Source organism: Mucilaginibacter sp. UR6-11, from assembly GCF_020880695.1.
Lineage (GTDB): Bacteria > Bacteroidota > Bacteroidia > Sphingobacteriales > Sphingobacteriaceae > Mucilaginibacter.
In genome coordinates, this window is record NZ_JAJIWO010000006.1 from 31,619 (window position 1) to 56,187 (window position 24,569).

General features: G+C 42.6%; 29 protein-coding genes. 16 read left to right on the plus strand and 13 right to left on the minus strand.

Annotation, left to right across the window (positions count from 1 at the left end; translation table 11 throughout):
- Nucleotides 1–133: 133 nt before the first annotated feature.
- Nucleotides 134–571, minus strand: coding sequence for an Hsp20/alpha crystallin family protein (locus LJ658_RS14345; protein ID WP_230547211.1), 438 nt, complete (start codon nucleotides 569–571; stop codon nucleotides 134–136).
- Between the two features lie 134 nt (nucleotides 572–705).
- On the opposite strand from LJ658_RS14345, the gene LJ658_RS14350 reads away from it, so the two are divergent.
- Nucleotides 706–1,152, plus strand: coding sequence for a thioesterase family protein (locus LJ658_RS14350; RefSeq protein WP_230547212.1), 447 nt, complete (start codon nucleotides 706–708; stop codon nucleotides 1,150–1,152).
- Between the two features lie 145 nt (nucleotides 1,153–1,297).
- A complete protein-coding gene (locus LJ658_RS14355) occupies nucleotides 1,298–1,573 on the plus strand; it encodes a hypothetical protein (RefSeq protein ID WP_230547213.1) in 276 nt (91 codons plus the stop codon).
- 30 nt (nucleotides 1,574–1,603) lie between these two features.
- On the opposite strand, the gene LJ658_RS14360 is transcribed toward LJ658_RS14355, so the two are convergent.
- From LJ658_RS14360 to LJ658_RS14375, 4 genes are all read right to left on the minus strand, one after another.
- Nucleotides 1,604–2,194 (minus strand): hypothetical protein, encoded by a 591-nt coding sequence (locus tag LJ658_RS14360; protein ID WP_230547214.1) that lies wholly within the window; start codon nucleotides 2,192–2,194, stop codon nucleotides 1,604–1,606.
- A gap of 104 nt (nucleotides 2,195–2,298) precedes the next feature.
- The gene (locus LJ658_RS14365) at nucleotides 2,299–2,478 is read right to left on the minus strand and encodes a hypothetical protein (protein ID WP_230547215.1); all 180 of its coding nucleotides are present in this window, start codon (nucleotides 2,476–2,478) and stop codon (nucleotides 2,299–2,301) included.
- A 176-nt stretch (nucleotides 2,479–2,654) separates the two neighbouring features.
- The gene (locus LJ658_RS14370; protein WP_230547216.1) at nucleotides 2,655–3,347 is read right to left on the minus strand and encodes an SIMPL domain-containing protein; all 693 of its coding nucleotides are present in this window, start codon (nucleotides 3,345–3,347) and stop codon (nucleotides 2,655–2,657) included.
- A gap of 78 nt (nucleotides 3,348–3,425) precedes the next feature.
- The gene (locus tag LJ658_RS14375; RefSeq protein ID WP_230547217.1) at nucleotides 3,426–4,115 is read right to left on the minus strand and encodes a bifunctional 2-polyprenyl-6-hydroxyphenol methylase/3-demethylubiquinol 3-O-methyltransferase UbiG; all 690 of its coding nucleotides are present in this window, start codon (nucleotides 4,113–4,115) and stop codon (nucleotides 3,426–3,428) included.
- Nucleotides 4,116–4,277: 162 nt separating this feature from the next.
- Between LJ658_RS14375 and LJ658_RS14380 the strand changes: the two genes are divergently transcribed.
- Nucleotides 4,278–4,787 (plus strand): hypothetical protein, encoded by a 510-nt coding sequence (locus LJ658_RS14380; RefSeq protein WP_230547218.1) that lies wholly within the window; start codon nucleotides 4,278–4,280, stop codon nucleotides 4,785–4,787.
- Nucleotide 4,788: 1 nt separating this feature from the next.
- On the opposite strand, the gene LJ658_RS14385 is transcribed toward LJ658_RS14380, so the two are convergent.
- Entirely contained in the window at nucleotides 4,789–4,986 is a 198-nt protein-coding gene (locus LJ658_RS14385) for a YqaE/Pmp3 family membrane protein (RefSeq protein ID WP_230547219.1), read from the minus strand.
- 101 nt (nucleotides 4,987–5,087) lie between these two features.
- Complete coding sequence (locus LJ658_RS14390) at nucleotides 5,088–5,318, minus strand: PLDc N-terminal domain-containing protein (RefSeq protein ID WP_230547220.1); 231 nt, start codon at nucleotides 5,316–5,318, stop codon at nucleotides 5,088–5,090.
- Between the two features lie 94 nt (nucleotides 5,319–5,412).
- Between LJ658_RS14390 and LJ658_RS14395 the strand changes: the two genes are divergently transcribed.
- Complete coding sequence (locus LJ658_RS14395) at nucleotides 5,413–5,835, plus strand: secondary thiamine-phosphate synthase enzyme YjbQ (RefSeq protein WP_230547221.1); 423 nt, start codon at nucleotides 5,413–5,415, stop codon at nucleotides 5,833–5,835.
- A 4-nt stretch (nucleotides 5,836–5,839) separates the two neighbouring features.
- On the opposite strand, the gene LJ658_RS14400 is transcribed toward LJ658_RS14395, so the two are convergent.
- Nucleotides 5,840–6,811 carry a GlxA family transcriptional regulator gene (locus tag LJ658_RS14400; RefSeq protein ID WP_230547222.1) on the minus strand — a complete coding sequence of 324 codons (972 nt, stop codon included), beginning with the start codon at nucleotides 6,809–6,811 and terminating at the stop codon, nucleotides 5,840–5,842.
- Between the two features lie 128 nt (nucleotides 6,812–6,939).
- Between LJ658_RS14400 and LJ658_RS14405 the strand changes: the two genes are divergently transcribed.
- The 5 genes from LJ658_RS14405 (at nucleotide 6,940) to LJ658_RS14425 (ending at nucleotide 10,671) form a co-directional block, all read left to right on the plus strand.
- Nucleotides 6,940–7,365, plus strand: coding sequence for a VOC family protein (locus LJ658_RS14405; protein WP_230547223.1), 426 nt, complete (start codon nucleotides 6,940–6,942; stop codon nucleotides 7,363–7,365).
- Nucleotides 7,366–7,414: 49 nt separating this feature from the next.
- Nucleotides 7,415–7,690 carry a hypothetical protein gene (locus LJ658_RS14410; protein ID WP_230547224.1) on the plus strand — a complete coding sequence of 92 codons (276 nt, stop codon included), beginning with the start codon at nucleotides 7,415–7,417 and terminating at the stop codon, nucleotides 7,688–7,690.
- Nucleotides 7,691–7,724: 34 nt separating this feature from the next.
- Nucleotides 7,725–9,101, plus strand: coding sequence for an MATE family efflux transporter (locus LJ658_RS14415; RefSeq protein ID WP_230547225.1), 1,377 nt, complete (start codon nucleotides 7,725–7,727; stop codon nucleotides 9,099–9,101).
- A gap of 336 nt (nucleotides 9,102–9,437) precedes the next feature.
- Nucleotides 9,438–10,220, plus strand: a complete 783-nt coding sequence (locus LJ658_RS14420; protein WP_230547226.1) for a DUF1080 domain-containing protein — start codon at nucleotides 9,438–9,440, stop codon at nucleotides 10,218–10,220.
- A gap of 211 nt (nucleotides 10,221–10,431) precedes the next feature.
- Nucleotides 10,432–10,671, plus strand: coding sequence for a hypothetical protein (locus LJ658_RS14425; protein WP_230547227.1), 240 nt, complete (start codon nucleotides 10,432–10,434; stop codon nucleotides 10,669–10,671).
- 77 nt (nucleotides 10,672–10,748) lie between these two features.
- Here the strand turns inward: LJ658_RS14425 and LJ658_RS14430 are convergent, their stop codons facing one another.
- Both LJ658_RS14430 and LJ658_RS14435 read right to left on the minus strand, forming a co-directional pair.
- On the minus strand, nucleotides 10,749–13,541 hold the full coding sequence (locus LJ658_RS14430; RefSeq protein WP_230547228.1) for a PKD domain-containing protein: 2,793 nt from the start codon (nucleotides 13,539–13,541) through the stop codon (nucleotides 10,749–10,751).
- Between the two features lie 408 nt (nucleotides 13,542–13,949).
- Nucleotides 13,950–15,368, minus strand: coding sequence for an FAD-binding oxidoreductase (locus tag LJ658_RS14435; RefSeq protein WP_230547229.1), 1,419 nt, complete (start codon nucleotides 15,366–15,368; stop codon nucleotides 13,950–13,952).
- A gap of 104 nt (nucleotides 15,369–15,472) precedes the next feature.
- Between LJ658_RS14435 and LJ658_RS14440 the strand changes: the two genes are divergently transcribed.
- The gene (locus LJ658_RS14440) at nucleotides 15,473–16,681 is read left to right on the plus strand and encodes a glycosyltransferase family 4 protein (RefSeq protein ID WP_230547230.1); all 1,209 of its coding nucleotides are present in this window, start codon (nucleotides 15,473–15,475) and stop codon (nucleotides 16,679–16,681) included.
- Here LJ658_RS14440 and folB read toward each other — a convergent pair whose 3' ends face one another.
- A complete protein-coding gene (folB, locus tag LJ658_RS14445) occupies nucleotides 16,682–17,041 on the minus strand; it encodes a dihydroneopterin aldolase (protein WP_230547461.1) in 360 nt (119 codons plus the stop codon).
- Between the two features lie 103 nt (nucleotides 17,042–17,144).
- On the opposite strand from folB, the gene LJ658_RS14450 reads away from it, so the two are divergent.
- Nucleotides 17,145–18,326, plus strand: a complete 1,182-nt coding sequence (locus LJ658_RS14450; RefSeq protein WP_230547231.1) for an acyl-CoA dehydrogenase family protein — start codon at nucleotides 17,145–17,147, stop codon at nucleotides 18,324–18,326.
- Nucleotides 18,327–18,457: 131 nt separating this feature from the next.
- Complete coding sequence (locus LJ658_RS14455; protein WP_230547232.1) at nucleotides 18,458–20,533, plus strand: tetratricopeptide repeat-containing sensor histidine kinase; 2,076 nt, start codon at nucleotides 18,458–18,460, stop codon at nucleotides 20,531–20,533.
- Here the strand turns inward: LJ658_RS14455 and LJ658_RS14460 are convergent.
- A complete protein-coding gene (locus tag LJ658_RS14460; protein ID WP_230547233.1) occupies nucleotides 20,501–21,853 on the minus strand; it encodes a GH1 family beta-glucosidase in 1,353 nt (450 codons plus the stop codon). The two genes, LJ658_RS14455 and LJ658_RS14460, sit on opposite strands and share 33 nt — an antisense overlap.
- A 320-nt stretch (nucleotides 21,854–22,173) precedes the next feature.
- On the opposite strand from LJ658_RS14460, the gene LJ658_RS14465 reads away from it, so the two are divergent.
- The 4 genes from LJ658_RS14465 (at nucleotide 22,174) to LJ658_RS14480 (ending at nucleotide 24,180) form a co-directional block, all read left to right on the plus strand.
- Complete coding sequence (locus LJ658_RS14465; RefSeq protein WP_230547234.1) at nucleotides 22,174–22,629, plus strand: DinB family protein; 456 nt, start codon at nucleotides 22,174–22,176, stop codon at nucleotides 22,627–22,629.
- Nucleotides 22,630–22,700: 71 nt separating this feature from the next.
- Complete coding sequence (locus LJ658_RS14470; RefSeq protein WP_230547235.1) at nucleotides 22,701–23,108, plus strand: hypothetical protein; 408 nt, start codon at nucleotides 22,701–22,703, stop codon at nucleotides 23,106–23,108.
- Nucleotides 23,109–23,110: 2 nt separating this feature from the next.
- Nucleotides 23,111–23,764, plus strand: coding sequence for an SCO family protein (locus tag LJ658_RS14475; RefSeq protein WP_230547236.1), 654 nt, complete (start codon nucleotides 23,111–23,113; stop codon nucleotides 23,762–23,764).
- The gene (locus LJ658_RS14480; RefSeq protein ID WP_230547237.1) at nucleotides 23,761–24,180 is read left to right on the plus strand and encodes a cytochrome c; all 420 of its coding nucleotides are present in this window, start codon (nucleotides 23,761–23,763) and stop codon (nucleotides 24,178–24,180) included. Before LJ658_RS14475 ends, LJ658_RS14480 begins: the two co-directional genes overlap by 4 nt.
- Nucleotides 24,181–24,195: 15 nt before the next feature.
- Here the strand turns inward: LJ658_RS14480 and LJ658_RS14485 are convergent, their stop codons facing one another.
- A complete protein-coding gene (locus tag LJ658_RS14485; protein WP_230547238.1) occupies nucleotides 24,196–24,555 on the minus strand; it encodes a DUF5655 domain-containing protein in 360 nt (119 codons plus the stop codon).
- Nucleotides 24,556–24,569 lie beyond the last annotated feature (14 nt).

Genomic DNA, 24,569 nt, shown 5'->3' on the forward strand with positions numbered 1-24,569 from the left:
CTTACGGAACGGCCCTCTTCAAACTAAACCAACATTACTTATGAAAACACTCTTTTTTCGGTATTTCCCGGGTCCGGGCCTGTCATTCACAAACCTCACTCACTGCCACGGACCTTCGGAACGTCCCGATATATTATTTTACAGCTATTTCTCTTGATTGAAATTTAGCTTCTTCTTTTTTAGCGATGGTCAGTTTCAAAATCCCGGCTGTGTAATCAGCTTCGATTTTTGAATGATCTGCGCTTTCAGGTAAGGTAAATGACCTTGAAAATGAATTAAAACTGTATTCGCGTTTGGTAAATTTCTTATTGTCATCAGTGGTTTCAGTTTTTTTATCAGCCGAAACGCTTAATACATTTTTGTCTAAATTGATTTTGATATCTTCTTTGCTTAAGCCGGGTACCGCAACTTCAATCTCAAACTGGTTATCGTTTTCTGAGATGTTTACAGCGGGTATACGGGTAGCTAATTTTTCGTTTAAAAACGAATCATTTAACAGTGAATACACATCATTAAAAAATGGATTCACGATGTTGTTCTTTTGTTCCTTGCCAAATTTTACTAAAGTCATTTTTATATCCTCCTAAGTTTTTCTTTTATTAACTTCGCAGAGACTTAATCAAGAGCTGTACCAATGGCTTTTTGAGTTGTTTTGTATGGCAATTTGTCGCTTAACCTTTTTTTAACCAGACATAATGACACTTAATGGCTGAAAAACTCTCAGATTATAAATTCCGTACGGCTATACCTATCCGGTTTTCAGATATAGATGCAGTAGGGCATGTTAACAACGCTATTTATTTAACCTATTTTGAAATAGCCCGTTTTAATTATTGGAAAGAAGCCATCAACTGGAACTTTAGCGAGCATGGCGTAATTGTGGGCCGGAGCGAAATAAATTATTTAAAACCCGTAAACCTGCACGACCAAATTGCCTGCTATGTGCGGGTGGTGCGCATAGGCAACAGCAGTTTTGACGTAATGCATGTTTTGGTGAGGGTAACCCCCAATGGCGAAGAAATTTGCACCACCGGTAAAACCGTATGTATTAGTTATGACTATAAGGCCAATAAATCCATACAGATACCGGCAACAGAACGCGACCAGATGATCGCCTTTGATGAACCAAGACTGATATTAAATACTAATTAACTGTCTGGCAGCGTTATATCGGGAGGAAACCGACTATAAATGAAAAAAGTCTATCTGTGCCTTTTACTGTTGAGTTGCTTTGGTTGCAAAAAAAGCGAGACGGTATCACCAGCTACCAACCCTGCGGCAACACCGGCGGTTATGAATGTTAATAACCAGCAGCCAGCTTTTCTCGTACAACATCACAGAGGTTGATACGGTAACGAATGATTTTTATGTTAAAGACGATTATGATGTTGCCAGCCTTAATTATACGTTTACACCACAGGTTGGCCATAAAATCATCCTTGAGGCTACCACCAGGCCCAATGCAGATATAACGGCCGCCGTTACTTATAAAGACAAAATACCGGGCCCGGTGAATATCGCCAAATACACAGACCGGATAGACGTTTCTTTTACCTATGTAGTGCCTAAATAGCGGTATGGCCCGCTGCGGACAGGATTAAATCTATTTACTGCAAAGTGTATTCAATTCGGCCTTACTTTCTGCCTTGGTTAAGGTGGCTATTACCCCCAATAAAAATCCACCTATATTTTTCAACTCCTGGTTATTAAACTGTGTTCCTGAAAGGCCGAATATTTTATCACCGGCCACCATGTTGACAAACACCTGCGCTTTTACATTTTGGGTTACAGACTGTGGCATATCAAAATACCATATCACCACCTTTTTGTCGCCGGGCAGCGTTAAGGTATTCATCCTTGAATTTAATTGAGTTTTAAAACTATTGGCAAAATAATCGCTTTCGCTTTTAGCATACCGCGTTAGTACAGCAAAATCGGTATTGTCGCCACCTTCTTTTAAATAATTTGCTTTATTTACTATTACCACCTGCAATGGCATTGCATTAACCGATATAAGGGTTGGCCTGGTGGTTGTTACAGCCTTCCCCATAAGTTTAACATACAGGAAGCTGCTGTCTTTTTCAAATGTCCAGTAAGCTTTGGTGGTATCGCATTGATAAAGTTGCTGCGCTGCAGATTTCTGGATACCCATTACAAAAAATACAGCGGTAAATAACAGTAAAATTTTTCTCATCGCTTTACTTGTAGAGATAAGGTGAAACAATAATCGGTTATGCGGCCGGCGACGGTCAGTACCGGGCTAAAAGCTATTCCTTAACGGCTGGATAGCTAATAACCTTAGGATTTGATTCTATCAAATAACCGTAACACGGCATAGGCAAGTGGCACAATCAAAGTAAACATGATCTCGCGTGGCCCGAAGTTAAGGTTTAAAATCAGAATGGCCAACGCGCTGAAAAACCAGATAGCACCGGTTGCCAGGAATAGATTTTTGAGGAAAGTAAGGGTTGTGTTCATAAAAGAATTGTAAGGTTAGCAGGTTTAACGGTAATAAAGATAATGATAATCAAATATAAAATTTAATTATTAATAAGACGTACCGTTCTTAAGACCAATTCCTATTGGTCAGAATGATCAAAAAAAACCTCTGCCGAAATCATCAGCAAAGGTTTAATTTTTAATAACACTATAACTTACTTCCCTATTTGAAACACTGCATTGATCTGGAAGCTTAATTTAATTTTTCGTACATCGATATCCGACTCCGGTACCGATCTGACATCACTTGCAGCCATAGTTTTAAACATCATCTGCCTTGGTTGCGGATAGTTGCTATTGTCTGTTTCTGTAATATTAAGCACCTGGCCCAGGTTTTCACCCAAACCATTTACCAGGTATGCTGCTTTGGCTTTTGCTGTTAACAGCGCTTTTAATTTTAATTCGTTTTTCAGCTCGTCAATTTTTGAATAATCATAGCTATCAATATTGGTGCTTTGGATGCCTTTAGGGTCAACCTTGCTTATTATCTGGTTAAATTTATTCAGATCATGAAACCGGATACCATATTGTTTCGAAGCCAGAAAATCAGGGTTCTTTTTTTTCTGATAAGTATTATTGTAGGCCGACAGGTTATTGATCGTGAAATCCTCTTTCGGGATACCGGCATCACGTACGGCCGCCTCTAACTGACTTTCCAGCTGATCTATGGTAATCTTTTTCTTACCGTCCAGGTATTCTTGCAGAGATATGGTAACATTGATAATATCAGGTGTCACCTCCTGGTCGGCAATGCCGGTAACTTCAATTTTACGGCGCAGGTCTACCCCCTGGGCAAAGGTTGTATAGGTAGCAATAGTTAGTGCGGTTAGGATTAGTAGCTTTTTCATGTATTTATTTTTTGTGATGATTTTGTTGATATAGAACAAATAATCCGGTTAAAGTTTAACGGATTTTATAATAATAAGCTAAACAGCTTTTGTTAAACGGGTTAAATATTGGCCATGCTCGTCTTCAATTAACACTTCCAGGTTAAAACCTGTTTCCAACGCAACCTGTTTTAAGGTTTGCTCGTCAACATAGAGCCAGTTAAACCATTCCGTTTTATTTTTTTTATAACTGTACTGATATTGTATTTCGCCATAATAACCCGCTGCGGGCAATTTACCTTCGTACAGGTAAGCGATATCCGACGAGTCGAACAGGATCTGCCCGTCGTCATTTAACAATGTTTTAAGATGCAGCAGCAGTTTTTTTAAGCCCGCTATGGTGCCCGCCAAACCAATACCATTCATCAACAACAGCAGGGTATCATATCCCGGCTGGTTATAAGTAAAGATATCAGCCTCCAGTGTTTTTTTTACGCCGCGCGCTGCCATTACCGCTGCCCCCAGGGGCGAGATATCCATGGCCGTGATATCAAGCCCCTGCTCCTGTAAGTATAAAGCATGGCTGCCCGCCCCTGCACCGATGTCCAGCACCTTGCCGCGGCATTGCTCCAGGGCCATCCATTCTATATCCGGCATATCGTCCTCGCCTCTGAAATAGGTAGCTACCGGCATCTCTTCTTTGGGGCCGTATTTGTTATTTATCCAGAGTTTACTGCCGCGCTGGTTGTGAAAATAATCATTTAGCGCCTGGCCCAAAACATCATTCATCTTAAAAACGGTATTTTTTAATTCGCGGCAATTTACTTAAAACATTAGGATGGTATATTACGTTAAAATCACAATAACACTCCCCTGTTATATAAGCTTAATTTCAGTTACAAGCTCATTACTATCAATTGTTTAGATGGTTTTGACTAAACCTGATGACCTATGAAAAAGTCACATTTGTTAATCGCATTTTTGCTGCTGGCTATTTATTCCTGTAAAAAGGATGACACGTCCGGCACAAAATCACAATATGCCAAACTGATAGTTGGCACCTGGAAATCCTATCAGCAAAATATCCGGGTTTATGATCTTATCACCGACGTCCTTTTAAAAGATTCGACTATTAATTTTACCGGCAGCAATGCGGATAAAGCCTCATTTGAAATTTATAATGCCGATGGAAGCGCTTACGTAACCACCCCACCGGCAAAAAAACCGGGCGAAATGATGGCCACTATAGACACTACCGGTTATTTAAATTACTCCATTCTGGGCTCAACTTTGTTCTTAAAACAGACGATAGGCGGCACCACAACCAAACCTATTTTAACTTTAACTTCAACAGAACTGGAGCTTGAAAATACGTTTACCGGCACGTTAACCGCGAATTGGGGATTAGCCGTAAATACCACTTATAAAATAATACAGGCCACGTATTACCTGAAGCAATAAATTACCGGCCGCGCTTCATTGCGCGCACCAGCTGCCTGTGTCTTTTTTCAGCATAATAATCATTGGTAACCAATATGGCGTGGATTACGCCGGGGATCCAGAAAAACAGGGTCAAAAAGATACTCAATATAAAGGCACCCACCCTGCCGGTGCTGAATACAGCCAGCGGAGGCAACAGCAAACAAAGAAAATAGCGCATAATCACAACATACCTGGTTTAACCTAAATTAGACGCGGCGCGGAGAATATCGTTACAACGAAAGTTGCATTTATCCGGGCAGGCGCCGTCAATAACGTTTATCAGGTATTGATTACTTTGCTTTTCCGGCCTATAAACAGGTAGAGCACCGACCCGATAAACGGGGCAAACAATACCACCAGCACCCATATTAACTTAGCGGTTGAGTCTTTAAAATCAGACCTGATAATATCTATCAGGCAAAACAAACATAATAAAGGGAACGCCAGTATTAAAATAACGACAAGCATTATCTCTGATGTCGTAAATTCAAAAAATGCTACAATGTTCATGGTTTAAGGTTTTGGCTAAATTAATATTTTATCTAAATTTTATCATAAACTTTTATCATTTACTTGGTAATTACAGATATTTTTGTAGGGCACTATGAAAATATATCAACAGCAAATACAGCTTAGCCAACGGCGCAGGGGCTTCCATTTAATAACGGCCGAAGTTTTACAGGCGCTCCCACAGATCAGGGAAATTAAGGTGGGGATTTGCCAGGTATTTATTCAGCATACATCGGCCTCATTAACGATTAATGAAAATGCCGACCCTACCGTCAGAAAAGATTTTGAAATGTATTTCAGTAAAACCGTGCCCGAGAACGACCCCGGTTACCTGCACGATGATGAGGGCCCGGATGATATGCCGGCGCACCTGAAAGCGGCCTTGCTGGGCAGTTCGGTAACCATACCCATCCGCGACGGCAGGTTTGCGCTGGGGATATGGCAGGGGATTTATTTATGCGAGCACCGTAACTATGGCGGCCAGCGCAATTTAATGATTACGGCCTGGGGCGAGTGAGCCGCTAACCCATATAAAATTTCTCCCTGTACCCGGTTGGCGTCATGCCTACCGTTTTCCTGAAGATCTTACGGAAGGCCTTGGGATCGCTGTACCCGGAGTTGATCATGACCTCCGTCATTTGCTGATTGGTTTCTACCAGCAATTTTTTAGCGGCTTCTATCCTTGTTTTCTGCAAATATTCTATCGGTGTAATACCGGTTACCTGTTTAAAACGCCTGGCTATGTTTCTGCGGCTTCCGGGGATCTCTTTTATCAGTTCTTCAATGGTGCCGGTTTTTTGATATGATGTTTCAATGCTTTGCTGCGCCATGCTAACCAGCTCGTCATTATGCGATTGCAGGGGCGAAAACGTACTGAAATAAGCCTGATGTTCCCTATCCATATCAATCGAGAAAAGTTTAGCTGTACGCACGGCAATATCTTTACCGCAATATTTTTGTAACAGGTGCAGCATTAAATGAAAGCTTGAGGTTGAGCCGCCGCTGGTATACAATCCTCCGTCGCCGGTAACCACTTTATCGGCCTGCAGCTTTACCGTCGGGAAAGCGTTGGCAAACTCTTTACACGCATCAACGTGCGTGGTAGCGGTCCGGCCATTTAACAACCCGGTAGCGCCCAGCAAAAATGCGCCGGTACACACGCAGGCCAGCTCCGCTCCTGCCTGGTACTGCTGTTGTAACCAGGGTATATATTTATGATTTTCACGAATGGCCTGCGCAATATCTGCAGCCCCAAATGCCGGTATAAAAACCAGGTTTTGCTTTGGAGCCGGGTAAATAGATTTAACGGGATAGCCATTAAACTCGACACCCTTTTCTTTAGGTAATTCGTCGGCGTTAAACAACGAAATATTAAATGCAGGTTCTTTTTTATCATTAATATAAAACCGGTTAACGCTTTCAAAAACGTCTAATATGGCTGCTACACTTAATAGCCTGTACCGATCAGTAAGTAATATACCCAGTTGTATCATCTGTTTATTATTTAACAATGGATAAATATAAAAAAATGTCCCGAATACCCCCTAAGGTTGACATTAATACACACCATCGCTATTGCAAATAGCATTTATCTTAGCATCACAATAAAACAACAAACACCATGGCAAAGATCAATCCGTATTTAAACTTTTTGGGTAAGACCGAAGAAGCTTTTAATTTTTACAAATCAGTGTTTGGCGGCGAGTTTTTAACGCTGCAACGCTTTAAAGACACACCGCATGGCGACAAGATGTCGGCAGAAGACAAAGAAAAAATAATGCACGTGGCGTTGCCCATCGGCGGAAATATTTTAATGGGCACCGATGCACTGGAAACAATGGGCCAGAGTTTAAAGTTTGGCGATAATATCTCTATAGCAATTGATCCGGAAAGTATAGACGAAGCTAACAAGCTGTTTAACGCCCTTGCGGCTGGTGGTAAAGTTATAATGCCCATGGAAAAAATGTTTTGGGGCGCATGGTTTGGTATGCTGGTTGATGCATTCGGTGTACAGTGGATGGTAAACTATAACGATAGCCAGCAATAAACCAGCAACGCCTTGCCATGGCAAGGCGTCTTAACTAATTTATATGATAATGAATGATTTATTGGCGGCGCGCCCAAATACAGGCGGGCACGGCTTTAGCCGGTTAAAAGTTATGATAGTTGAAGTATTTAAAACCAATGTTGATGAAATTAAAATAGCCGAAAAATTAGTTAAACAATTACTTGGCTATTTTCCGGATAGCCTGATTAACTTTGATTTGGAGGACTGCGACAAAATTTTAAGAGTTGAGGCGGCGACTATTGTCCCCGAACAAATAATAGCCATATTAAAGTCAAATGGTTATAGCTGTAAGGTGTTGATATAACCCCCGGCCCATAGCCATCTTTATAAACCTTATCATGACAATTAAAAGTATCATTTCAGTAGTACGCCAGTCGTTAAACGGCGAAAATCAGGATTACACGCAGGGCAGCATACGCAAAGCAGTATTGCTATTAGCTGTACCTATGATATTAGAGTTAAGCCTGGAAAGTGTGTTTGCCCTGGTCGACATGTTTTTTGTAGGCAAGCTGGGGGAGAATGCTATTGCAAGCGTGGGTTTAACAGAATCTGTAATTACCATAGTTTACTCTATTGCCATTGGGCTAAGCACTGCGGCCGGTGCAGTGGTGGCACGCCGCATAGGCGAGAAAAATATTGACGGGGCAGCGCATGCCGGGGCGCAGTCGTTAATAATTGCTTTTGTGATCTCGGCTATCCTTACCGTTACCGGAATGATATATGCGGGCGATATCCTGGCGTTGATGGGTGCCAGTAAGGACGTAATTGCCAACGGCGCCATTTTTACCCGCATTATGTTTGGCGGCAGTTTGGTTATTATACTGATATTTTTGATCAACGGTATTTTTCGTGGCGCCGGCAATGCCGCTATGGCCATGAAGAGCCTGTGGATAGCCAGTTTTACCAACATCATTCTATGCCCGGTTTTAATTCATTTCTTTGGCTTAAAAGGCGCCGCTATGGCCACGGTAACCGGCCGTACATCGGGTGTGCTTTATCAGTGTTATCATTTAATAAAAGGGAACGGCCTGGTGAAGTTTACCGCACTGCATTTTAATTTTGAAGCGCAAGTAATTAAAACTATTATCAACATTGCCTGGCCCGCCACCTTGCAGTTTATTATTGCCAGCGGCAGCTGGATAGTGGTGGCACGTTTGGTGGCCGAAACCGGCGGTACGGCAGCATCAGCAGGTTATCAGGTTGCTATACGTAATGTGGTGTTCTTTATTTTGCCGGCCTGGGGGCTAAGCAATGCGGCGGCTACGCTGGTTGGTCAAAACCTGGGGGCCAAAGAATTTGACCGCGCCGAGAAAAGCGTAATGATAACCGCCAGGTACAACGCTATTTTTATGGGCATCGTAATGATTATATTTTTATGTTTTTCTAATCCTATTATTCGTGTTTTCACGTCGGACGAAGCAGTTATAAAATTTGGCGTACAGGCTTTGCAAATTTTTGGCTCGGCATATATTTTTTATGGGATAGGAATGGTAATGACCCAGGCACTTAACGGAGCGGGCGATACCAAAACACCAACCTGGATAAATTTCATCTGCTTTTGGGTCATTCAAATACCTTTTGCGTGGTATTTATCCAAACACCTGGACATGAAAGCCACCGGGGCATTTATTTCAATCCCCATTGCAGAAACAATGCTGGCCCTGGCAGCCTGGTATTATTTCAAAAAAGGTAAATGGAAAGCGGTTAAAGTTTAAATTTAATCTTTGATAAGTGCGATTATTTAACAAATGCACCAAAGCAGGTCAATCGTCAATAAAATCACAACTACCCAATTTAAAATCACCAGGCCCGCTGGTTTTTCTGGGTAAGGGTCTTTGTCTAAAAATTCCATATCAGGTTAGTTAATCAATAGTGTTACCGGGTTATACGGAAACAATTGTTGCCCGGTTATATAATTATTGATTATTTTTTGTTTTTATACGGACAGCTGTCAAAATCAACAAATAAGTTACACAAAAAGGGGCTTTGATGACTGAAAATCTTATAGATTTGACCTGATCAATTATAAAACAATCACCAAATTAACCAGTATGAAACGTAATCTTATAGTAGCAGCGCTGTTATTCCTGTCGCCGGTTGTATACGGGCAAACAACATCGGCAACTATTAAACAGGCTAATCTTAGTACGTCAAACCCAACTAACGCCGAGGTTTTTACACCGGTACCTAATGTCGTTGTTCCGGCAAAAACACCGGGCAACCCACCGTCAGACGCTATTATATTATTTGATGGCAAAAACCTGGACGAATGGGTAAACGCCAGCGATAAATCACCGGCAAAATGGACGGTTGCTAAAGACGTATTAACTGTAAACAAAGCAACCGGCGACATCGAAACCAAAAGAAAGTTTGGCAGCTACCAGCTACACATCGAATGGAAAATCCCTGCCGACATTACCGGTACCGGGCAGGCAAGAGGCAATAGCGGTATATTTCTTTCCGGCAAATATGAGATACAGGTGTTAGACACTTATAACAACGATAACAAAACCTACACAAACGGCATGGCCGGCAGCGTATACAGGGAAGCGATACCATTGGCAAACCCTGCAAAAAAAGCGGGGGAATGGAACGTATATGATATTGCCTATACCGATCCCGAATTTAATGAAGACGGAACAGTGAAAAATCCGGCCCGGGTTACTATTTTCTTTAACGGTGTCCTGATTCAAAATAACGTGGCTATACAAGGCGGTACATCTACAGGCACCAAGCATGTTTATACACCGCATGGCCCTGCACCACTGAGATTACAGGCGCATGGTGATAAAAGCGCGCCAATCAGCTACAGAAATATCTGGATAAGGGAATAATTCCCGCTAAATAATTACCCCGGTAACCGGATATTTTTTTTGTAACTTATTCAGTTACTGGGGTATAATTTTTCTTTGTTTTAATTCGCATTTTTTAACATTTTTACGTACAATATTTGCCAGTATACTACGTATTAGATCAAAGTTAAACCACTACTTAAACGCTGCTATTTGAAGGAAAACGTACTATTCAACAATTAATCATCACAACATGAATTATAGAGTTAAGTTAGCCGACGGTACTACGCAGTTAATAGAGATCACTACCGGTCATTTTAAAAACTGGCGCGTGTGGAAAGTTAAAATAAACGGAAAAGCAGCCATGCTTTACAAGTTAGGGACCGAGTGGATGCAGCGCAATGAAGACTATCTCGATATTTATACTTTAAAAGCTATCGGCGAATTTATTGACACCATGCTCTCGCCGCCCGGGCAACCGTCGGTTGCCTGACATAAATATCAAACACGGGTTCCGTATCGCTTTAACATTTGGTACACAAGTGAAGCCTGCTGACGGATTGAGCTTCTTTACCTGATTATCGTAACATAACCCGTCAATGGCAGGCGGCCGTGTTTTGGGTCGATAATATAATAATAAACCCCTACAGGCAGGTTCGCGTTGTTGAACCGGCCGTCCCAGGCGATTGTATACCCAACCGACCGATATACTTTTTGCCCGTTTCTGTTAAAAATATCAACAGTACAATCTAAATAGTCGTCTAAATATTTAATATTCCAGGTATCATTGATCCCGTCTCCGTTTGGTGTAAAGGTATTAGGGATGACAGGAGGCCGCAATGGGGTTATTTTAACATTATCTGTAACAGAACAGCCTTCGCCATTAGTTACGGTTAAGATGTAGGTTACGTTCTGGTCTACCGTAACAACCGGGTTGGGGATGGTACTGTCGCTTAAACCCGCAACCGGTGCCCATGAGTATTTAAGGCTATCACCGGTTGCTGTCGTCTGTATCGTTATTTTATTTCCGGCTAATATGGCAATATCGGGGCCGGCGTTAACTGTGGGTATCGGTTTTACAGTAATACTCCTGGCAATCGTATCCGCACAAGCTGTCGCGCCGGTTGTAGTGTAAACACATTTTATTACAAAGATGCCCACACCGGCAACAACAGGGTCAAATACGGCACCGCTAACCCCAGGTCCCGAAAACACCGGCGCGCCGGGAATACCTGTAGCTTCGCTTATAAAAGCATCAAGACGAAGGGGACCGTTATTTAAGCAAACAGCGTCGGGCGGATTAAAGGAAAGAACCGGGGCTATCACGACGGTTACCTGCATTAACTTTTCTTCCCGGCAAACATTGGCATCGCCGGTGAATGCCACCATACGCACATTGTAGGTTTTTGTCGTTTGCGGATAATGCAGCGCCGGATACAGATGCCGGTATAATTTACCCGGGTAAGGATTATCATCAACTTCGGGTGCAGACGGATCATCAGCATCAAAATACCATATTATTTTAGTGATCACCCCTACGGTAGCGCTTGATTTGTTTTTAAAAAAAACCTCGCGGTTAGCGCAAAACGGGCCGCCGTTAAGCACTTCAAAGTCGGGAACAGGCGAACCGTTTACCTGGAGCGTTTTAGTAACAGTGGCAGCTGTACAGCCATTTGCTGAGGTTACGGTAAGACTAACCTGGTATTTCCTGGTTTTACCGTAATAGTGGGTTGGATTTTGTAAGGCTGAGGTATTGGGGTTGGCGGCATTTGCGTCGTCATCACCAAAATTCCACAAATAGGTTAAACCGGTATTGCTGTCAGCTGTAATAGTTTTATTTATAAACCTGGCAGACAGGTCTGCATAACAAATTTCGGGTAAATCAAAATCAACTACCGGCAACGGGTTTACCACAATGGTCCTGGCCAAAGTTGTTGTACACCCTATATCGGTTGTTATGATCCGTTTTACGGTATAATCGCCCGCAACAGTATAGGTATGCGTCGCAGGCGGGCCGGCAGTTGTGGTATCTTTAGTACCGTCGCCGTAATCCCATATCCGGCTGGTAATACTTCCTTCTGTACTGGTCGCTACATCGGTAAAAGTAACCGGCTGGGTAACACAAACAGGGGTTGAAGTACTGAATGAAATATCAACTTGCGGAATGATATGTATTTTTTTACTGCTAACCTGTGAAGTGCATCCCGCTTGATTGGTCACTGTTAATTTTACCGTAAAATCGCCTGCGTTGGCGTAAACATGCGATGGATTTTGTTTTGTGGACGTCTGCCCGTCGCCGAAATCCCACAACCATGAAGTTACGGTTGAACCGACTGCAACAGAAAGATCGCTGAAAACCGTCGTATCACCCTGGCAGGTGGAGTATGGTGCCTGAATTAAAGCATCAGGTAATGGCAGCACGGTTATATTTATAAAGTTTGAGGCCACTACACACCTGGAGGTGCTTATGTTACCTGCATCCCCTTTTACTATGCGATAAGAGTAATGGCCGGCAGTGTCCGGCGATAAAAAACTAAAAGTTGACGCCGTATCCGCCGGGCCCTGGTCTACCCAGGCACCGTTAACATAAGCCTGAAGCTTTTGAGCAAAATTAGGATCAAGTGTGGTGATGGTTTTTATTGACATGGTATGCGGCAAACCGGCACAAAAAATAGCATTATCCTGGTCAGAGTGCGCAAAAAATTGCGTCCCATAGGGCCTGAATATAATATCGTCAATAGCAATATCATTGCCGGTTCCGCCGGGAGCGTTGTTGATCATTTTTAAAACGACGGATTGCGCACCTGCCGGGGTTGAAAAGGTAAAAGGGTATTCGTGCCAGGTGCTATCTGCAATCATATTACCTGTATTATATTCACCCAAAGAGGCGCCGTCAATGCTTTCAAGTTTAAAGGTTACATTGGGCAAAATGCCATTTCCCTTTAAAATATTTTTTATAAAAGCCGAAAACAGATAGGTTGTACTGCCACAGAGCCCATCAACTTTCCGGGTATAAAACAGCCCCGGGGTAAAGCCGGCATTCACTATCATCATATAACCATTAAAGTCGCCGGTATGGTCGGTTGTAAAAACCCAACCCTTATTTAATCCCAATGTGCTGTTAGCTATTGTGTAATAGTTGTCGTCAGGCGAGTGGGCAACATAGCCATAGGTAGTTGAACCGGAATCTGGTTTTAACGCCCCCCCAAACTGAAAAACCCCCGAACCAAAAGTAATATGAACGATAGGGTCGCCTAAACTTTGGGCCTGACATTTATAGCCGGAAACAAAAACTGCCAGAAACAGAAAAAAAATTCTGTAAATACTCCTGTTAAAAAATCTTACAATAAAATCTGGTAGCATTGCTCTTCCCGCACATTATTAATTATTGGCAAAGTAAATATATTATAAATTAATCACCTGTTAAATACCAACCCAACAACTGTGAAATATAGGCCTTTAAGCACAATAAATTGCACTTTATACATTTAATAAATTGTTTTATTTTTTATATTTGTTACGAAATATAAAATACAACACCCCCTTAATTTGTATTATGGTTTTAGCTTTACAAAATCAACAGGACAATAGAATACCTGCAAAAAATCAATCTGTGTGTCCCAAGTGCAAAAAACGCACGGAAGACCGGATACAGCGCAGCGCCTTTGTAAAAACATTTTTATTTTGGCTACCGTTACAAAGGTACATCTGTTACAGCTGCAAACGCAAATACTACGTATTATCCAGCTAAAATTTCAGCTACAGATATTATTATTGGGCTGTCTGATTATTATCGAATATTTTTCCAGGATTTAATATATAAAAAGGATCAAAAACACCTTTAATGCCACGCCATAGTTGAAAGTGGACGGGTGAATATTTGATAGACATAAATTCCTTTTGCACCAGGCCGATACCATGCTCGCCGGATAGCGTGCCACCTAAGGCAACCGTTAGCTCAAATAGCTCGCGGATGCCGTCTTTTAGTTTATGGTTCCAATCGTCATCGCTCATGGTGGCTTTAATGATGTTTACGTGCAGGTTGCCATCGCCGGCATGGCCATAGCAAACCGATTCAAATCCATATTTGGCGCCGATGCTTTTAACCCCTTTTATTAATTGCGGCAACGCCGCGCGGGGCACCACGGTGTCTTCCTCCTTATAAACAGAGTTTGATTTTACCGACACGCCCATCGTACGTCTTATCCGCCATAGTTCCTCCTTTTGCGCCGCCGATTCGGCAAATAGCACGTTGGTACAGCCAAACTCTTCTAAAACCTGGTTTATCCTTTCGCAATCGGCAAATATTACTTCCTGATTATTTCCGTCAACCTCAATTAACAGGAAGGCCGCGTCATTATCTTTCAGGTCGAAAACAATCGCATCTTTTTCCATCACCCACTCCACCCCTTTACGTTCCATAAATTCAAGCGCGGAAGGGACTATCCCCGCTCTGAAAATAGCTGAAACGGCGGCGCAGGCTTCGTCATTCGAGCTAAAAGAAGCCATCATCAATGCATCGGCGGTCGGCGCAGGTATAAGCTTGACGACAATTTTGGTAACGATGCCCAAGGTCCCTTCAGACCCGATGATCAACTGGGTTAAATTATACCCTGATGCATATTTTAAAGTATTGGCGCCGGTCCATATAACCTCGCCTGATGGCAAAACCAGTTCAAGGTTTAATATGTACTCGCGTATGGTGCCATATTTCACTACCCTGGGCCCGCCCGAACCATGAGCCACATTACCGCCGATAAAACAGCTTCCTTTACTGGCCGGATCTATCGGATATAACAACCCTTTTGCCGCTACCTGGTTCATAAACTCTTCGGTAATTACACCCGGCTCAACAATTGCCTGTAAATTTTGCTCATCAATGGCAAGTATTTTATTGAGACGCTCCAGGGCTATTACTAAGCCGCCCATTACCGGTAACGCGCCGCCGCTCAGGCCGGTGCCCGCCCCCCTGGGTGTTACCGGTATTAGCTGTTCATTACAAAGTTTCAGCAGCGCAGATACCTCGCCGGCAGATTTAGGTTTAACAACAACTTCAGGGTAATATCGCAGGTCTTCGGTTTCGTCATGGCTGTATTTTTCCATCCCGTTTTTACCGGTTACAACTGCTTCATCCCCAACAATTTGCTTTATGACAGCTAATATCTCGTGCGTTATTTTATTGTAAACCATAAACTTTTAAAAATCAAAACTAGGCATTATGCGCTGTAAATTAATTTTTATACGTATAATTAGCCTATAAATTCATCGTAAAAATGCCCGGGCACCAAGACTAAATGCAGAAGATCATATTATCGGCTTTTGCCTGCGAACCTGGAAAAGGATCAGAAGAAGGGAATGGCTGGCACTGGGCATCAGGATTGGCGGGGTTGGGCTATGAAGTTCATTGCTTAACCCGCAGTGTTAACCGCACCGGCATTGAATCTTATCCGGCACCGGCAAATCTTCATTTCCATTACGTAGCCATGCCGGCCGGCAGTGAAAGGCTGTTTCATATGGGGCCGTTTATTTATGTACATTATATGGCCTGGCAATACCTGGCTTATCAAAAGGCCAAAAAGCTTCATAAAGATTTAGGTTTTGATATTGCGCATCATGTTAGCTGGGGCAGCCTTCAAATGGGTTCGCATCTGTATAAGTTAAAAATTCCGTTTATTTTTGGCCCGGCCGGCGGCGGGCAACATGCACCCAAAGCATTTAAAAAATACTTTGGCCACCACTGGGTAGCTGAAATAAAACGCGAAAAAATCAGTAATTTATTGGTTAAGTATAACCCGGCTTGCAAAAACATGCTGCAAAAGGCCCATGCGGTCTTGGTATCAAATAGTGACACGCTTGAACTGGTAAAATCGCTTGGGGCAAAAAACTATTACTTCTCGCTGGACACCGCTCTTCCGGAGAGCTTCTTCCCTGCTGTATTTAAACCAAAAGTACCGCAACCGGGCAAACTTAAACTGCTATGGGTGGGCCGCTTTATGCCTCGTAAGGGCGTGTTGTTAACGCTTGAAGTAATGCGTGCTTTAAAGGCGTATCCGCAGATCAGCTTAACGATTGTTGGTTATGGCGAAACGGAAGAAGAAATTGCCGCCTGTATCCGGGAATATGGATTGCAAGACACCGTTACCCTAACCGGTAAAGTACCTTATGACGAGGTGCGCGGGTATTATGACAGCCATGATGTTTTCTTTTTTACTTCGCTTCGCGACTCCTGCCCGGCACAGCTGTTGGAGGCCGCTGCGTTTGGGACGCCGGTTGTTACCCTGAACCTGCATGGGCAGGCTTTATTAGTTAATGATGATACCGGTATACGCTGCAATGTTACCACACCAGACGCTACCGTTTTAGCGTTAAAAGACGCCCTGCTTGATCTTTACAATAACCCGGATAAAATTACCAAAATGAGCCATGAGGCCGTGAAGTTTGCAAAAAAACAAACCTGGCCCGCTAAAATCGCCGCTATCACTAAAGATCATTACCCGGTATAATCAGCCTTGTTTATGATAGCTGAGCGTAACGCTTGCATACTTCGTTTTGGCGCCGGTTAACGGGGTTAATTTTTTGATAGATAGCTGTATCCTGTCAACAAAAGCATACTGCCGTTTTATCTCGTCAATAATAGCTTCGGCCACAGTTTCAATCAGCTTCCTGGGGATTTTCATTTCTTCGCAGGCGATATCATAAAGTTGCTCATAGTTAACGGTGTTAGCCAGTTCATCTTCACTAACCTTACCCAATGGTGTAAATTCGACGTCGATATCGACGATAAAGCTATTTCCTAATTTTTGTTCTTCGGGGTAAAAGCCGTGATAGGCAAAAAACTCCGCACCGTGCAGGGCTATAATCATTTTCAAAAGTACTGTTTTAGTTAATTAGTGAGCGGGTGTTTATTAATATGTTTAGCCGGCAATACTGCAATCAGTTATATTTGTTAAACTAACAAACCATTTCATGGCAAAGACCGATCTTTTTGAATCGCCGGACTATTATTTATTGGATGAACTGCTTACCGATGAACATAAACTGATCCGTAAAAGCGTACGCGATTGGGTAAAAAAAGAAATAAGCCCTGTTATCGAAGATTATGCCCAACGTGCCGAGTTTCCTAAACAACTTTTAAAGGGGCTGGCCGGGATAGGGGCCTTTGGCCCTACTATACCGGTGCAGTATGGCGGCCTGGGGCTGGATTACCTGGCTTACGGTATTATTATGCAGGAAATTGAGCGGGGTGATTCAGGGATCAGGTCTACCGCATCGGTGCAGGGTTCATTGGTAATGTATCCTATCTACGCTTACGGATCTGAAGAACAGAAAATGAAGTATCTGCCTAAACTGGCCAGCGGCGAGCTGATGGGATGTTTTGGATTGACAGAACCCGACCACGGTTCTGACCCGGGCGGGATGACCACCAATTTTAAAGATGCAGGTGATCATTACATTTTAAATGGTGCAAAGATGTGGATCTCGAATGCGCCATTTGCGGATATCGCTATTGTCTGGGCAAAAAACCAGGAAGGAAAAATTCAGGGGTTGATCGTTGAACGCGGTATGGATGGCTTTACAACGCCCGAAACACATAACAAATGGTCGTTACGGGCGTCGGCTACCGGCGAGCTGGTATTTGACAATGTTAAAGTACCGAAAGAAAACCGGTTACCCCATGTAACCGGATTAAAGGGGCCGCTTGGCTGCCTTAATCAGGCCCGCTACGGGATTGCCTGGGGCGCCATTGGGGCCGCTATGGATTGTTATGATACCGCGCTGCGGTATGCCAAAGAACGTAAGCAGTTTAATAAGCCAATAGCCGCTTTCCAGCTACAGCAGAAAAAGCTGGCCGAAATGATCACCGAGATCACAAAGGCACAGCTATTGACCTGGCGCCTGGCTATTTTAAAAAATGACAACAGGGCCACGCCCGCCCAAATTTCAATGGCAAAACGCAATAGCGTAGAAATTGCTATAAACATAGCCCGCGAAGCCCGGCAAATACTTGGCGGCATGGGTATTACAGGAGAATATCCAATAATGAGACATATGATGAACCTTGAATCGGTAATTACCTATGAGGGAACACATGATATTCATCTGCTGATAACTGGCATGGATATTACGGGTGAAGAGGCTTTTAAATAAAAGGTGATAAAATATTTGCATGATAGCGGTAATCACCGCGCGAATATTATATTTGCTGCGGACCCTAATAGTAGAAATTGATCTCCCCTATATCCCGTTCAGCCGTTAAATCCATTCTCCGCAATTGCCGATTGGGGCTGCTGTTGCTGTTGATTTCAGGTTGCAGGCAGGTAACCACGGAACGCCAGGGAAACTCGGCTGAATTTAAACGGATAACAAAACGGCTGGATACTTTTTTTGGTAACAACCGTGTTGAGCAGGGAATGCGCCTGCTGGATTCGACTAAGAAATATTCAAATAACCTTACGCTTTTAGACAGATATCAAATCTATGGGTTTCGTTATTTTTATTATCAACGAACAGCGGGCGGTAATAAAAAAGCATTGCTATATGCAGATACCATGCTTGCCATTGCCGGGCAAAGTACTGATGCCAGGCAACGCACAGCATTATATGTAGATGCCAATTTCGCCCTTGGCGACGCTTATTTTGCCTTACAGCAATATGATGAAGCCTATCAGCATTTATTTAAGGGTTACCAGGTCGGAAGGAACACCTTAAATAAGGTTGTCCTCTCGTTTTATATGTACCGGATGGGTATGATAACCTATAAGATGGGCAACTATAACCTGGCCAATAGTTATTTTAAAAAAAGCTATAACTATTATACCGTTATACCCGGCGATTTTGTAAATTTTTACCATGCACAGGAATTGCTTGATAATATTGCGCTGAGCTATAAACACAATAACCAGCCGGATAGCGCGATCCTGTATTTTGACCGGTCTTTACAATTCATCAATAAATACGGGCCAAATTTTAAAGACAGACTTAAAATGATTGATATTGCCCGGGGCGTTGTTTATGGCAACAAGGCCGAGGTGCTGGTTCAGCAAGGTAATTATCAGCAGGCTATTGAATTGCTCAAAAAAAGCATACTGATAAACCTGCAAAAAAACTACGATAATAATGACGCCGAACTAAGCGAAATAAAACTCGCCAGGCTTTATTATGACCACCACCAGGATAATAATTTATTTTCGCTGTTAACCACTATTGGCCGCCAGTTAGACAGTGTAAAGAACCCGGAAGTTGAAGCCAGCTGGAACCAGTTAATGAGCCAGTATTATCTCCGTCAAAACAAACTACCCGAAGCTTTACGTTATTTGCAGGCATATAATACCATTAAAGATTCGAACATTAAAAAGCTGAACCTGTTAAAAGCAAGCGACATTAATAAACAGCTGGAAAACTTTGAAAATCAGCAGCAAATAGAACGCTTGAGCAGCAACAATAAAACACAGCGGGTACTGCTTTACGTAATAATTATTGTTGCTTTAATGGCACTCATCATTGTATTTTTGGTTTACAGAAACTGGAAAAGATCAAAAAAAGATGTACTGACCGTTAAATTGCTTAACCGCCAGATTAATGAACAAAACGGCGAGTTAGAAAACGCCCTGAATGAGCTTAAGTTAAGCAGCCAGGAAAAAGACCGCATTTTACGCACCGTAGCGCACGATCTGCGCAACCCTATTGGTGGTATAGCCTCATTAACCTCAATACTGGCCAATGATGATTGTACAGAAGAACAAATAGAATTAATAAATCTGGTTAAAGAGACTTCCTACAATTCGCTGGAGCTCATCAACGAGATCCTGGAGGCGACAAATGCAACGTCCATGGAGCTGAAAGTTGAACTGACAGAGATCAATTCACTGGTTAACAACAGTGTAGAATTGCTGCGCTTTAAAGCTTCAGAGAAAGGACAGAAAATATTTTATGAACCCTTACACGGCCCGTTACAATTATTGATAAGCCGTGAAAAAATCTGGAGGGTGATTAGTAACTTAATCAGCAACGCTATAAAATTCAGTCCGCCCGACGCACCCATTTTTGTTAAGGTGGCGCGCGAAGCCGGCCAGGTGGTTATATCTGTTTTAGACAACGGCATTGGCATCCCTGATGACCTGAAAGACCAGGTTTTTAATATGTTTACCGTTGCGCAACGGCCGGGCACATCGGGCGAAAAATCTTTTGGATTGGGTTTGTCAATCTGTAAACAGATCATGGAGAAATCACATGGTAAAATTTGGTTTGACAGCGGTAAACATGGCACCATCTTTTTTATAAGCCTGCCAATACCGGCCGAAGACAGTGCACTTAAAGAATCATCAGCGCAGCAAACCGGCATACCACAGTCCTGACGACTTAATTATACGTTGCTGTGTCTCAAAATCAACGTATATAATACCAAAACGGGGATGATATCCCTCTGCCCATTCAAAATTATCCGTAAGGGTCCATATAAAATAGCCCTCAACCTTACAACCTTCATTTTTGGCTTTTAATACCTGTTGCAGGTATTGTTGCAGGTATTCAACCCGTTTAGGATCGTCAACCAAATCATCAACAACCTCGTCTTTAAAAGCAGCGCCACTTTCCGTAAGGTAAACTTTCCTGATCTGCGGGTACAGGTCGTATTTTTTTAAGATATGATAAATAGATGCCGGGTACACCTCCCATCCCATTGCAGTTATCGGCACCTTCCTTTTTTCGGCTTTTACCAGGCTGGCGTGGATGTAAGGCGTAAAAAAAGAATGCTCTACAATTTCACGGGTATAGTTTTGTAATCCGATAAAATCAAAATCAAACTTCACGCTATCCATATCGCCCGGCAAAATGTACTTATCCATTCCGGCTAATACAGTAAGCTCGGCCGGGTAGCCCAGTCCCAGTATGGGTTCAATAAACAAGCGATTAAGCAAAGCATCAACGCGTATTGCTGCGGCTACATCCCTGGGTTTGGCCGAATAAGGTTCGATATATGAACACGAAAACGTGGTCCCTATCTCTGAATCCGGTAAGATCCCGCGCAATGTCCTGGCCCCCGCAGCTATACACAAAACCGCATGGTGGATCGCCGGTAAAAAATTCTTTATTCCTTTTCTTCCCGGTGCATGTATGCCCAAAAAATAACCGGCTCCGGTAAATACCGAAGGTTCGTTCATCACCATCCAGTGCTTTACGCGATCGCCAAACGCGTTGGCGCAAACAGCCACGTATTCGGTAAACCAATCTACAATGGCCCTGTTTGTCCAGCCACCCTGCTGCTCAAGTGCATGCGGCAAATCCCAGTGATACAAAGTTAACCAGGGCTCGATACCCAGTTCAATACAATAGTTTATAACACGGTTATAATAGTCAATGCCAGCCTGGTTAACCTCGCCGGTACCGTCAGGTAAAATGCGAGACCAGGAGATAGAAAACCTGAAGTTTGGAATGTTAAGCTGCTTGATCAGATCAATATCGCTTTGGTAACGATTATAAAAATCTGTAGCTATATGATGATGGTGGCCGTTTAATATTTTACCTTTTTTTTGAGTAAAAACGTCCCAGATAGACTCTCCTTTTCCGTCAGCATCATGCGCGCCCTCAATTTGAACGGCGGCAGTTGATATTCCCCAGATAAAGTCTTCGCCGAAAAGTTGCTTGTTGAGCGGTGTATCCTGAATGTTAGATTTCATTAAATTGAGCTACGCAACGCCCAAATTGTATATTATAATTGTATAAAAAAAATGTTAACACGAATAAATTAGTGAATAAAAGATGATCTTATGCTTTTTAAAATGATCCACTCACGTAAGCTGTCGAATAAATTGCTGATGAATTTCATAACAGTTAGTTTTAATGTTCAGTACTAAGGTACAGTGTCAATATATGTTTATGATGATGTTAACATTATGTTATTGTTAACCGTTGCTTAACATCCAGAAAGTAAATAATGTTTAATTTAGAAGCAGCTTAAGTTAAATATTTATTATTGCCTGCTGTTATTGATAACCTTATGAAAGATCATTTTATCCGCCTGTTTAAGTATGACAGGTATGCTACCGAAAAGCTGCTGACCGTGATCAGAGCGATGAACAACCCCGACAAACCGGTACAATTGACAGGGCATTTATTAGCGGCGCAACAGCGTTGGCTAAGCCGTTGTTTAAAAGAATCTGTCGCAGAAAATGAGCTGTTTCCGCAACAGGAGACAACACCGTTTGAGGAACTGATAGCCCATAATCACGATAAATGGATCGACTTTTTAGGCGGCCTTGATCCCTCGGATCTGGATCAGATCATTACCTACAAAAATACTGCAGGCGCAGTCTTCTCCAATACGCTTATTGATATTTTAACCCAGGTAATTAATCATGGCACCCATCACCGGGCCCAAATCGGGCAGCAGCTAAAGCTTGCCGGGGCCGAAAGCCTGCCTCCTACTGATTACATATTCTTCATCCGCAATTAAATTATATTCAAATTATGCAATACGGCCTGCATTAATGTAATTTTAGGGCCGTCAAATACCGTAAATAAAATATGAAAAAGATATCCTTATTGGCAATTGCCGCCCTGGCCCTTGGCGCCTGCAAAGATCCTAAAAGTGAAGAAAAAGCTGTTTTAAACGACGTTATTAAAATACATGATACTGTAATGGGTTATGACGAACAATTGATGCATAATAAAATGAAGCTGGATACTTTGCTTACCGAGGCGAAAAACCAGGAGGCTAAAGACAAGATCAACTGGTTAAGGAGCCAGTTAAATAAAGCAGACAGTAATATGAGCAACTGGATGCAAAAATTTGACCCGCTGCAAAAAGGCAAGACCCACCAGGAAATAATGAATTACTTGTCGGCACAAAAAAAAGAAGTGCATGTTGTTGACTCATTAGTTAAAAAAGCGGTCAAAGAATCAGGCGAGTATTTAAAACCATTTTCAAAATAATAATGAAGAAACTAATTGGCGGCATGGTAGCTTTACTGGCCCTGGGCGCGTGTAAATTTAATACGGGGCCAACGGCCACCCTGCCTGTTTACGGCAACCGTACCCCCGTAACAAAAACAGTGGGCGGTAAAACCGTAACCGATACTATTTATCAAACCATACCGGCCTTTAAAACCGTTAATCAGTATGGCGACAGTATTACCAGTAAAAATCTGGCCGGCAATATTTATGTGGCCGATTTTTTCTTTACCACCTGCCCGTCCATTTGCCCGGTAATGCACCGTAATATGCTGAATGTTTACAATGCTTTTAAAGCCGACAAGGAGGTAAAGATCATCTCCTACTCCATCGACCCTAAGCACGACAGTGTTAACGTATTAAAAAAATATGCTGATAACCTGGGCATTGCCGGTAATACCTGGTGGCTGTTGCAGGGAAAAAAAGAAGAGATTTACAAACTATCAGAAAGTTACCTGGTGCGTAAACCCGAGGAAGATGCCAGGCAATTATTTATACATGACGGTTATTTTATTTTGGTTGATAAGCAAAAACGTATCCGGGGCACTTATGATGGCACCCTGCCTGAGCAGGTAACCAAACTGATTGCCGATATCAAAACCCTTAAAACCGAACCCGACCAAATCACCGGCAAATGAAATTAAAGATAATAAGCGCTATTGGTTTACTAATAGCGGTGCTGTTTTTTTCCTGCCAAACCGAGGATGAGATAACCTTCGCCCGTTACTATTCTACCGGAAGCGTTGTCTATCAAAACAAATGTCAAAACTGCCACGGCAAAGACGGGCAGGGCCTGTCGGCATTGATGCCGCCGCTTACCGATTCTGTATTTCTTAAAGCCAATAAAGCGTTGTTGCCCTGCATTGTTAAATATGGCGCTAAAGGTAAACTGATGATCATCAACCAACACCCGTTTGAGGGCAATATGCCGCCTGTTGATCTTGCCCCTATTGAAATTGCCGAGGTGCTTACTTATGTAACCAACTCTTTCGGCAACAAAGCGGGTGTTGTTACCGCGCAGCAGGTTGAAGCTGATTTAAGTAAGTGTAATTAAGGCTGCTACCGGTAGCTATAATTCGTACGCCAACCGCATAAACCCCAATACTTCATCGTTAATATCATCCACATTTAAAATTCTCAAATGGTGGTTAAACTGATTTTGCCCCGGCACCTGCCCTACTTTTTGAAAGCATAAATTATCCGGGTAAGGTTGCTTAAACGGAAATACCACATGAATGAAATTTTTGCCCAATTGGGTAACCCAGGCAATGCGTTTATGCGAATTGGAGATACCGATCATGGTTTTGGTGGGTTCGACGGTGATATTGCCGATTTTTTCAAATTCATTAATAAAATGATGGAACAGCAGGAGTGTATACGATGATTTACCTGTCAGGAATTTTACAAGCGCTGGATTTTTGTCGGCCATAAACAAAATTAATC

Coding starts and splice junctions, on each gene's coding strand:
- LJ658_RS14345 (WP_230547211.1), bottom strand. CDS start 571: ATGACTTTAGTAAAATTTGGCAAGGAACAAAAGAACAACATCGTGAAT.
- LJ658_RS14350 (WP_230547212.1), top strand. CDS start 706: ATGGCTGAAAAACTCTCAGATTATAAATTCCGTACGGCTATACCTATC.
- LJ658_RS14355 (WP_230547213.1), top strand. CDS start 1,298: ATGTTAATAACCAGCAGCCAGCTTTTCTCGTACAACATCACAGAGGTT.
- LJ658_RS14360 (WP_230547214.1), bottom strand. CDS start 2,194: ATGAGAAAAATTTTACTGTTATTTACCGCTGTATTTTTTGTAATGGGT.
- LJ658_RS14365 (WP_230547215.1), bottom strand. CDS start 2,478: ATGAACACAACCCTTACTTTCCTCAAAAATCTATTCCTGGCAACCGGT.
- LJ658_RS14370 (WP_230547216.1), bottom strand. CDS start 3,347: ATGAAAAAGCTACTAATCCTAACCGCACTAACTATTGCTACCTATACA.
- LJ658_RS14375 (WP_230547217.1), bottom strand. CDS start 4,115: ATGAATGATGTTTTGGGCCAGGCGCTAAATGATTATTTTCACAACCAG.
- LJ658_RS14380 (WP_230547218.1), top strand. CDS start 4,278: ATGAAAAAGTCACATTTGTTAATCGCATTTTTGCTGCTGGCTATTTAT.
- LJ658_RS14385 (WP_230547219.1), bottom strand. CDS start 4,986: ATGCGCTATTTTCTTTGTTTGCTGTTGCCTCCGCTGGCTGTATTCAGC.
- LJ658_RS14390 (WP_230547220.1), bottom strand. CDS start 5,318: ATGAACATTGTAGCATTTTTTGAATTTACGACATCAGAGATAATGCTT.
- LJ658_RS14395 (WP_230547221.1), top strand. CDS start 5,413: ATGAAAATATATCAACAGCAAATACAGCTTAGCCAACGGCGCAGGGGC.
- LJ658_RS14400 (WP_230547222.1), bottom strand. CDS start 6,811: ATGATACAACTGGGTATATTACTTACTGATCGGTACAGGCTATTAAGT.
- LJ658_RS14405 (WP_230547223.1), top strand. CDS start 6,940: ATGGCAAAGATCAATCCGTATTTAAACTTTTTGGGTAAGACCGAAGAA.
- LJ658_RS14410 (WP_230547224.1), top strand. CDS start 7,415: ATGAATGATTTATTGGCGGCGCGCCCAAATACAGGCGGGCACGGCTTT.
- LJ658_RS14415 (WP_230547225.1), top strand. CDS start 7,725: ATGACAATTAAAAGTATCATTTCAGTAGTACGCCAGTCGTTAAACGGC.
- LJ658_RS14420 (WP_230547226.1), top strand. CDS start 9,438: ATGAAACGTAATCTTATAGTAGCAGCGCTGTTATTCCTGTCGCCGGTT.
- LJ658_RS14425 (WP_230547227.1), top strand. CDS start 10,432: ATGAATTATAGAGTTAAGTTAGCCGACGGTACTACGCAGTTAATAGAG.
- LJ658_RS14430 (WP_230547228.1), bottom strand. CDS start 13,541: ATGCTACCAGATTTTATTGTAAGATTTTTTAACAGGAGTATTTACAGA.
- LJ658_RS14435 (WP_230547229.1), bottom strand. CDS start 15,368: ATGGTTTACAATAAAATAACGCACGAGATATTAGCTGTCATAAAGCAA.
- LJ658_RS14440 (WP_230547230.1), top strand. CDS start 15,473: ATGCAGAAGATCATATTATCGGCTTTTGCCTGCGAACCTGGAAAAGGA.
- folB (WP_230547461.1), bottom strand. CDS start 17,041: ATGATTATAGCCCTGCACGGTGCGGAGTTTTTTGCCTATCACGGCTTT.
- LJ658_RS14450 (WP_230547231.1), top strand. CDS start 17,145: ATGGCAAAGACCGATCTTTTTGAATCGCCGGACTATTATTTATTGGAT.
- LJ658_RS14460 (WP_230547233.1), bottom strand. CDS start 21,853: ATGAAATCTAACATTCAGGATACACCGCTCAACAAGCAACTTTTCGGC.
- LJ658_RS14465 (WP_230547234.1), top strand. CDS start 22,174: ATGAAAGATCATTTTATCCGCCTGTTTAAGTATGACAGGTATGCTACC.
- LJ658_RS14470 (WP_230547235.1), top strand. CDS start 22,701: ATGAAAAAGATATCCTTATTGGCAATTGCCGCCCTGGCCCTTGGCGCC.
- LJ658_RS14475 (WP_230547236.1), top strand. CDS start 23,111: ATGAAGAAACTAATTGGCGGCATGGTAGCTTTACTGGCCCTGGGCGCG.
- LJ658_RS14480 (WP_230547237.1), top strand. CDS start 23,761: ATGAAATTAAAGATAATAAGCGCTATTGGTTTACTAATAGCGGTGCTG.
- LJ658_RS14485 (WP_230547238.1), bottom strand. CDS start 24,555: ATGGCCGACAAAAATCCAGCGCTTGTAAAATTCCTGACAGGTAAATCA.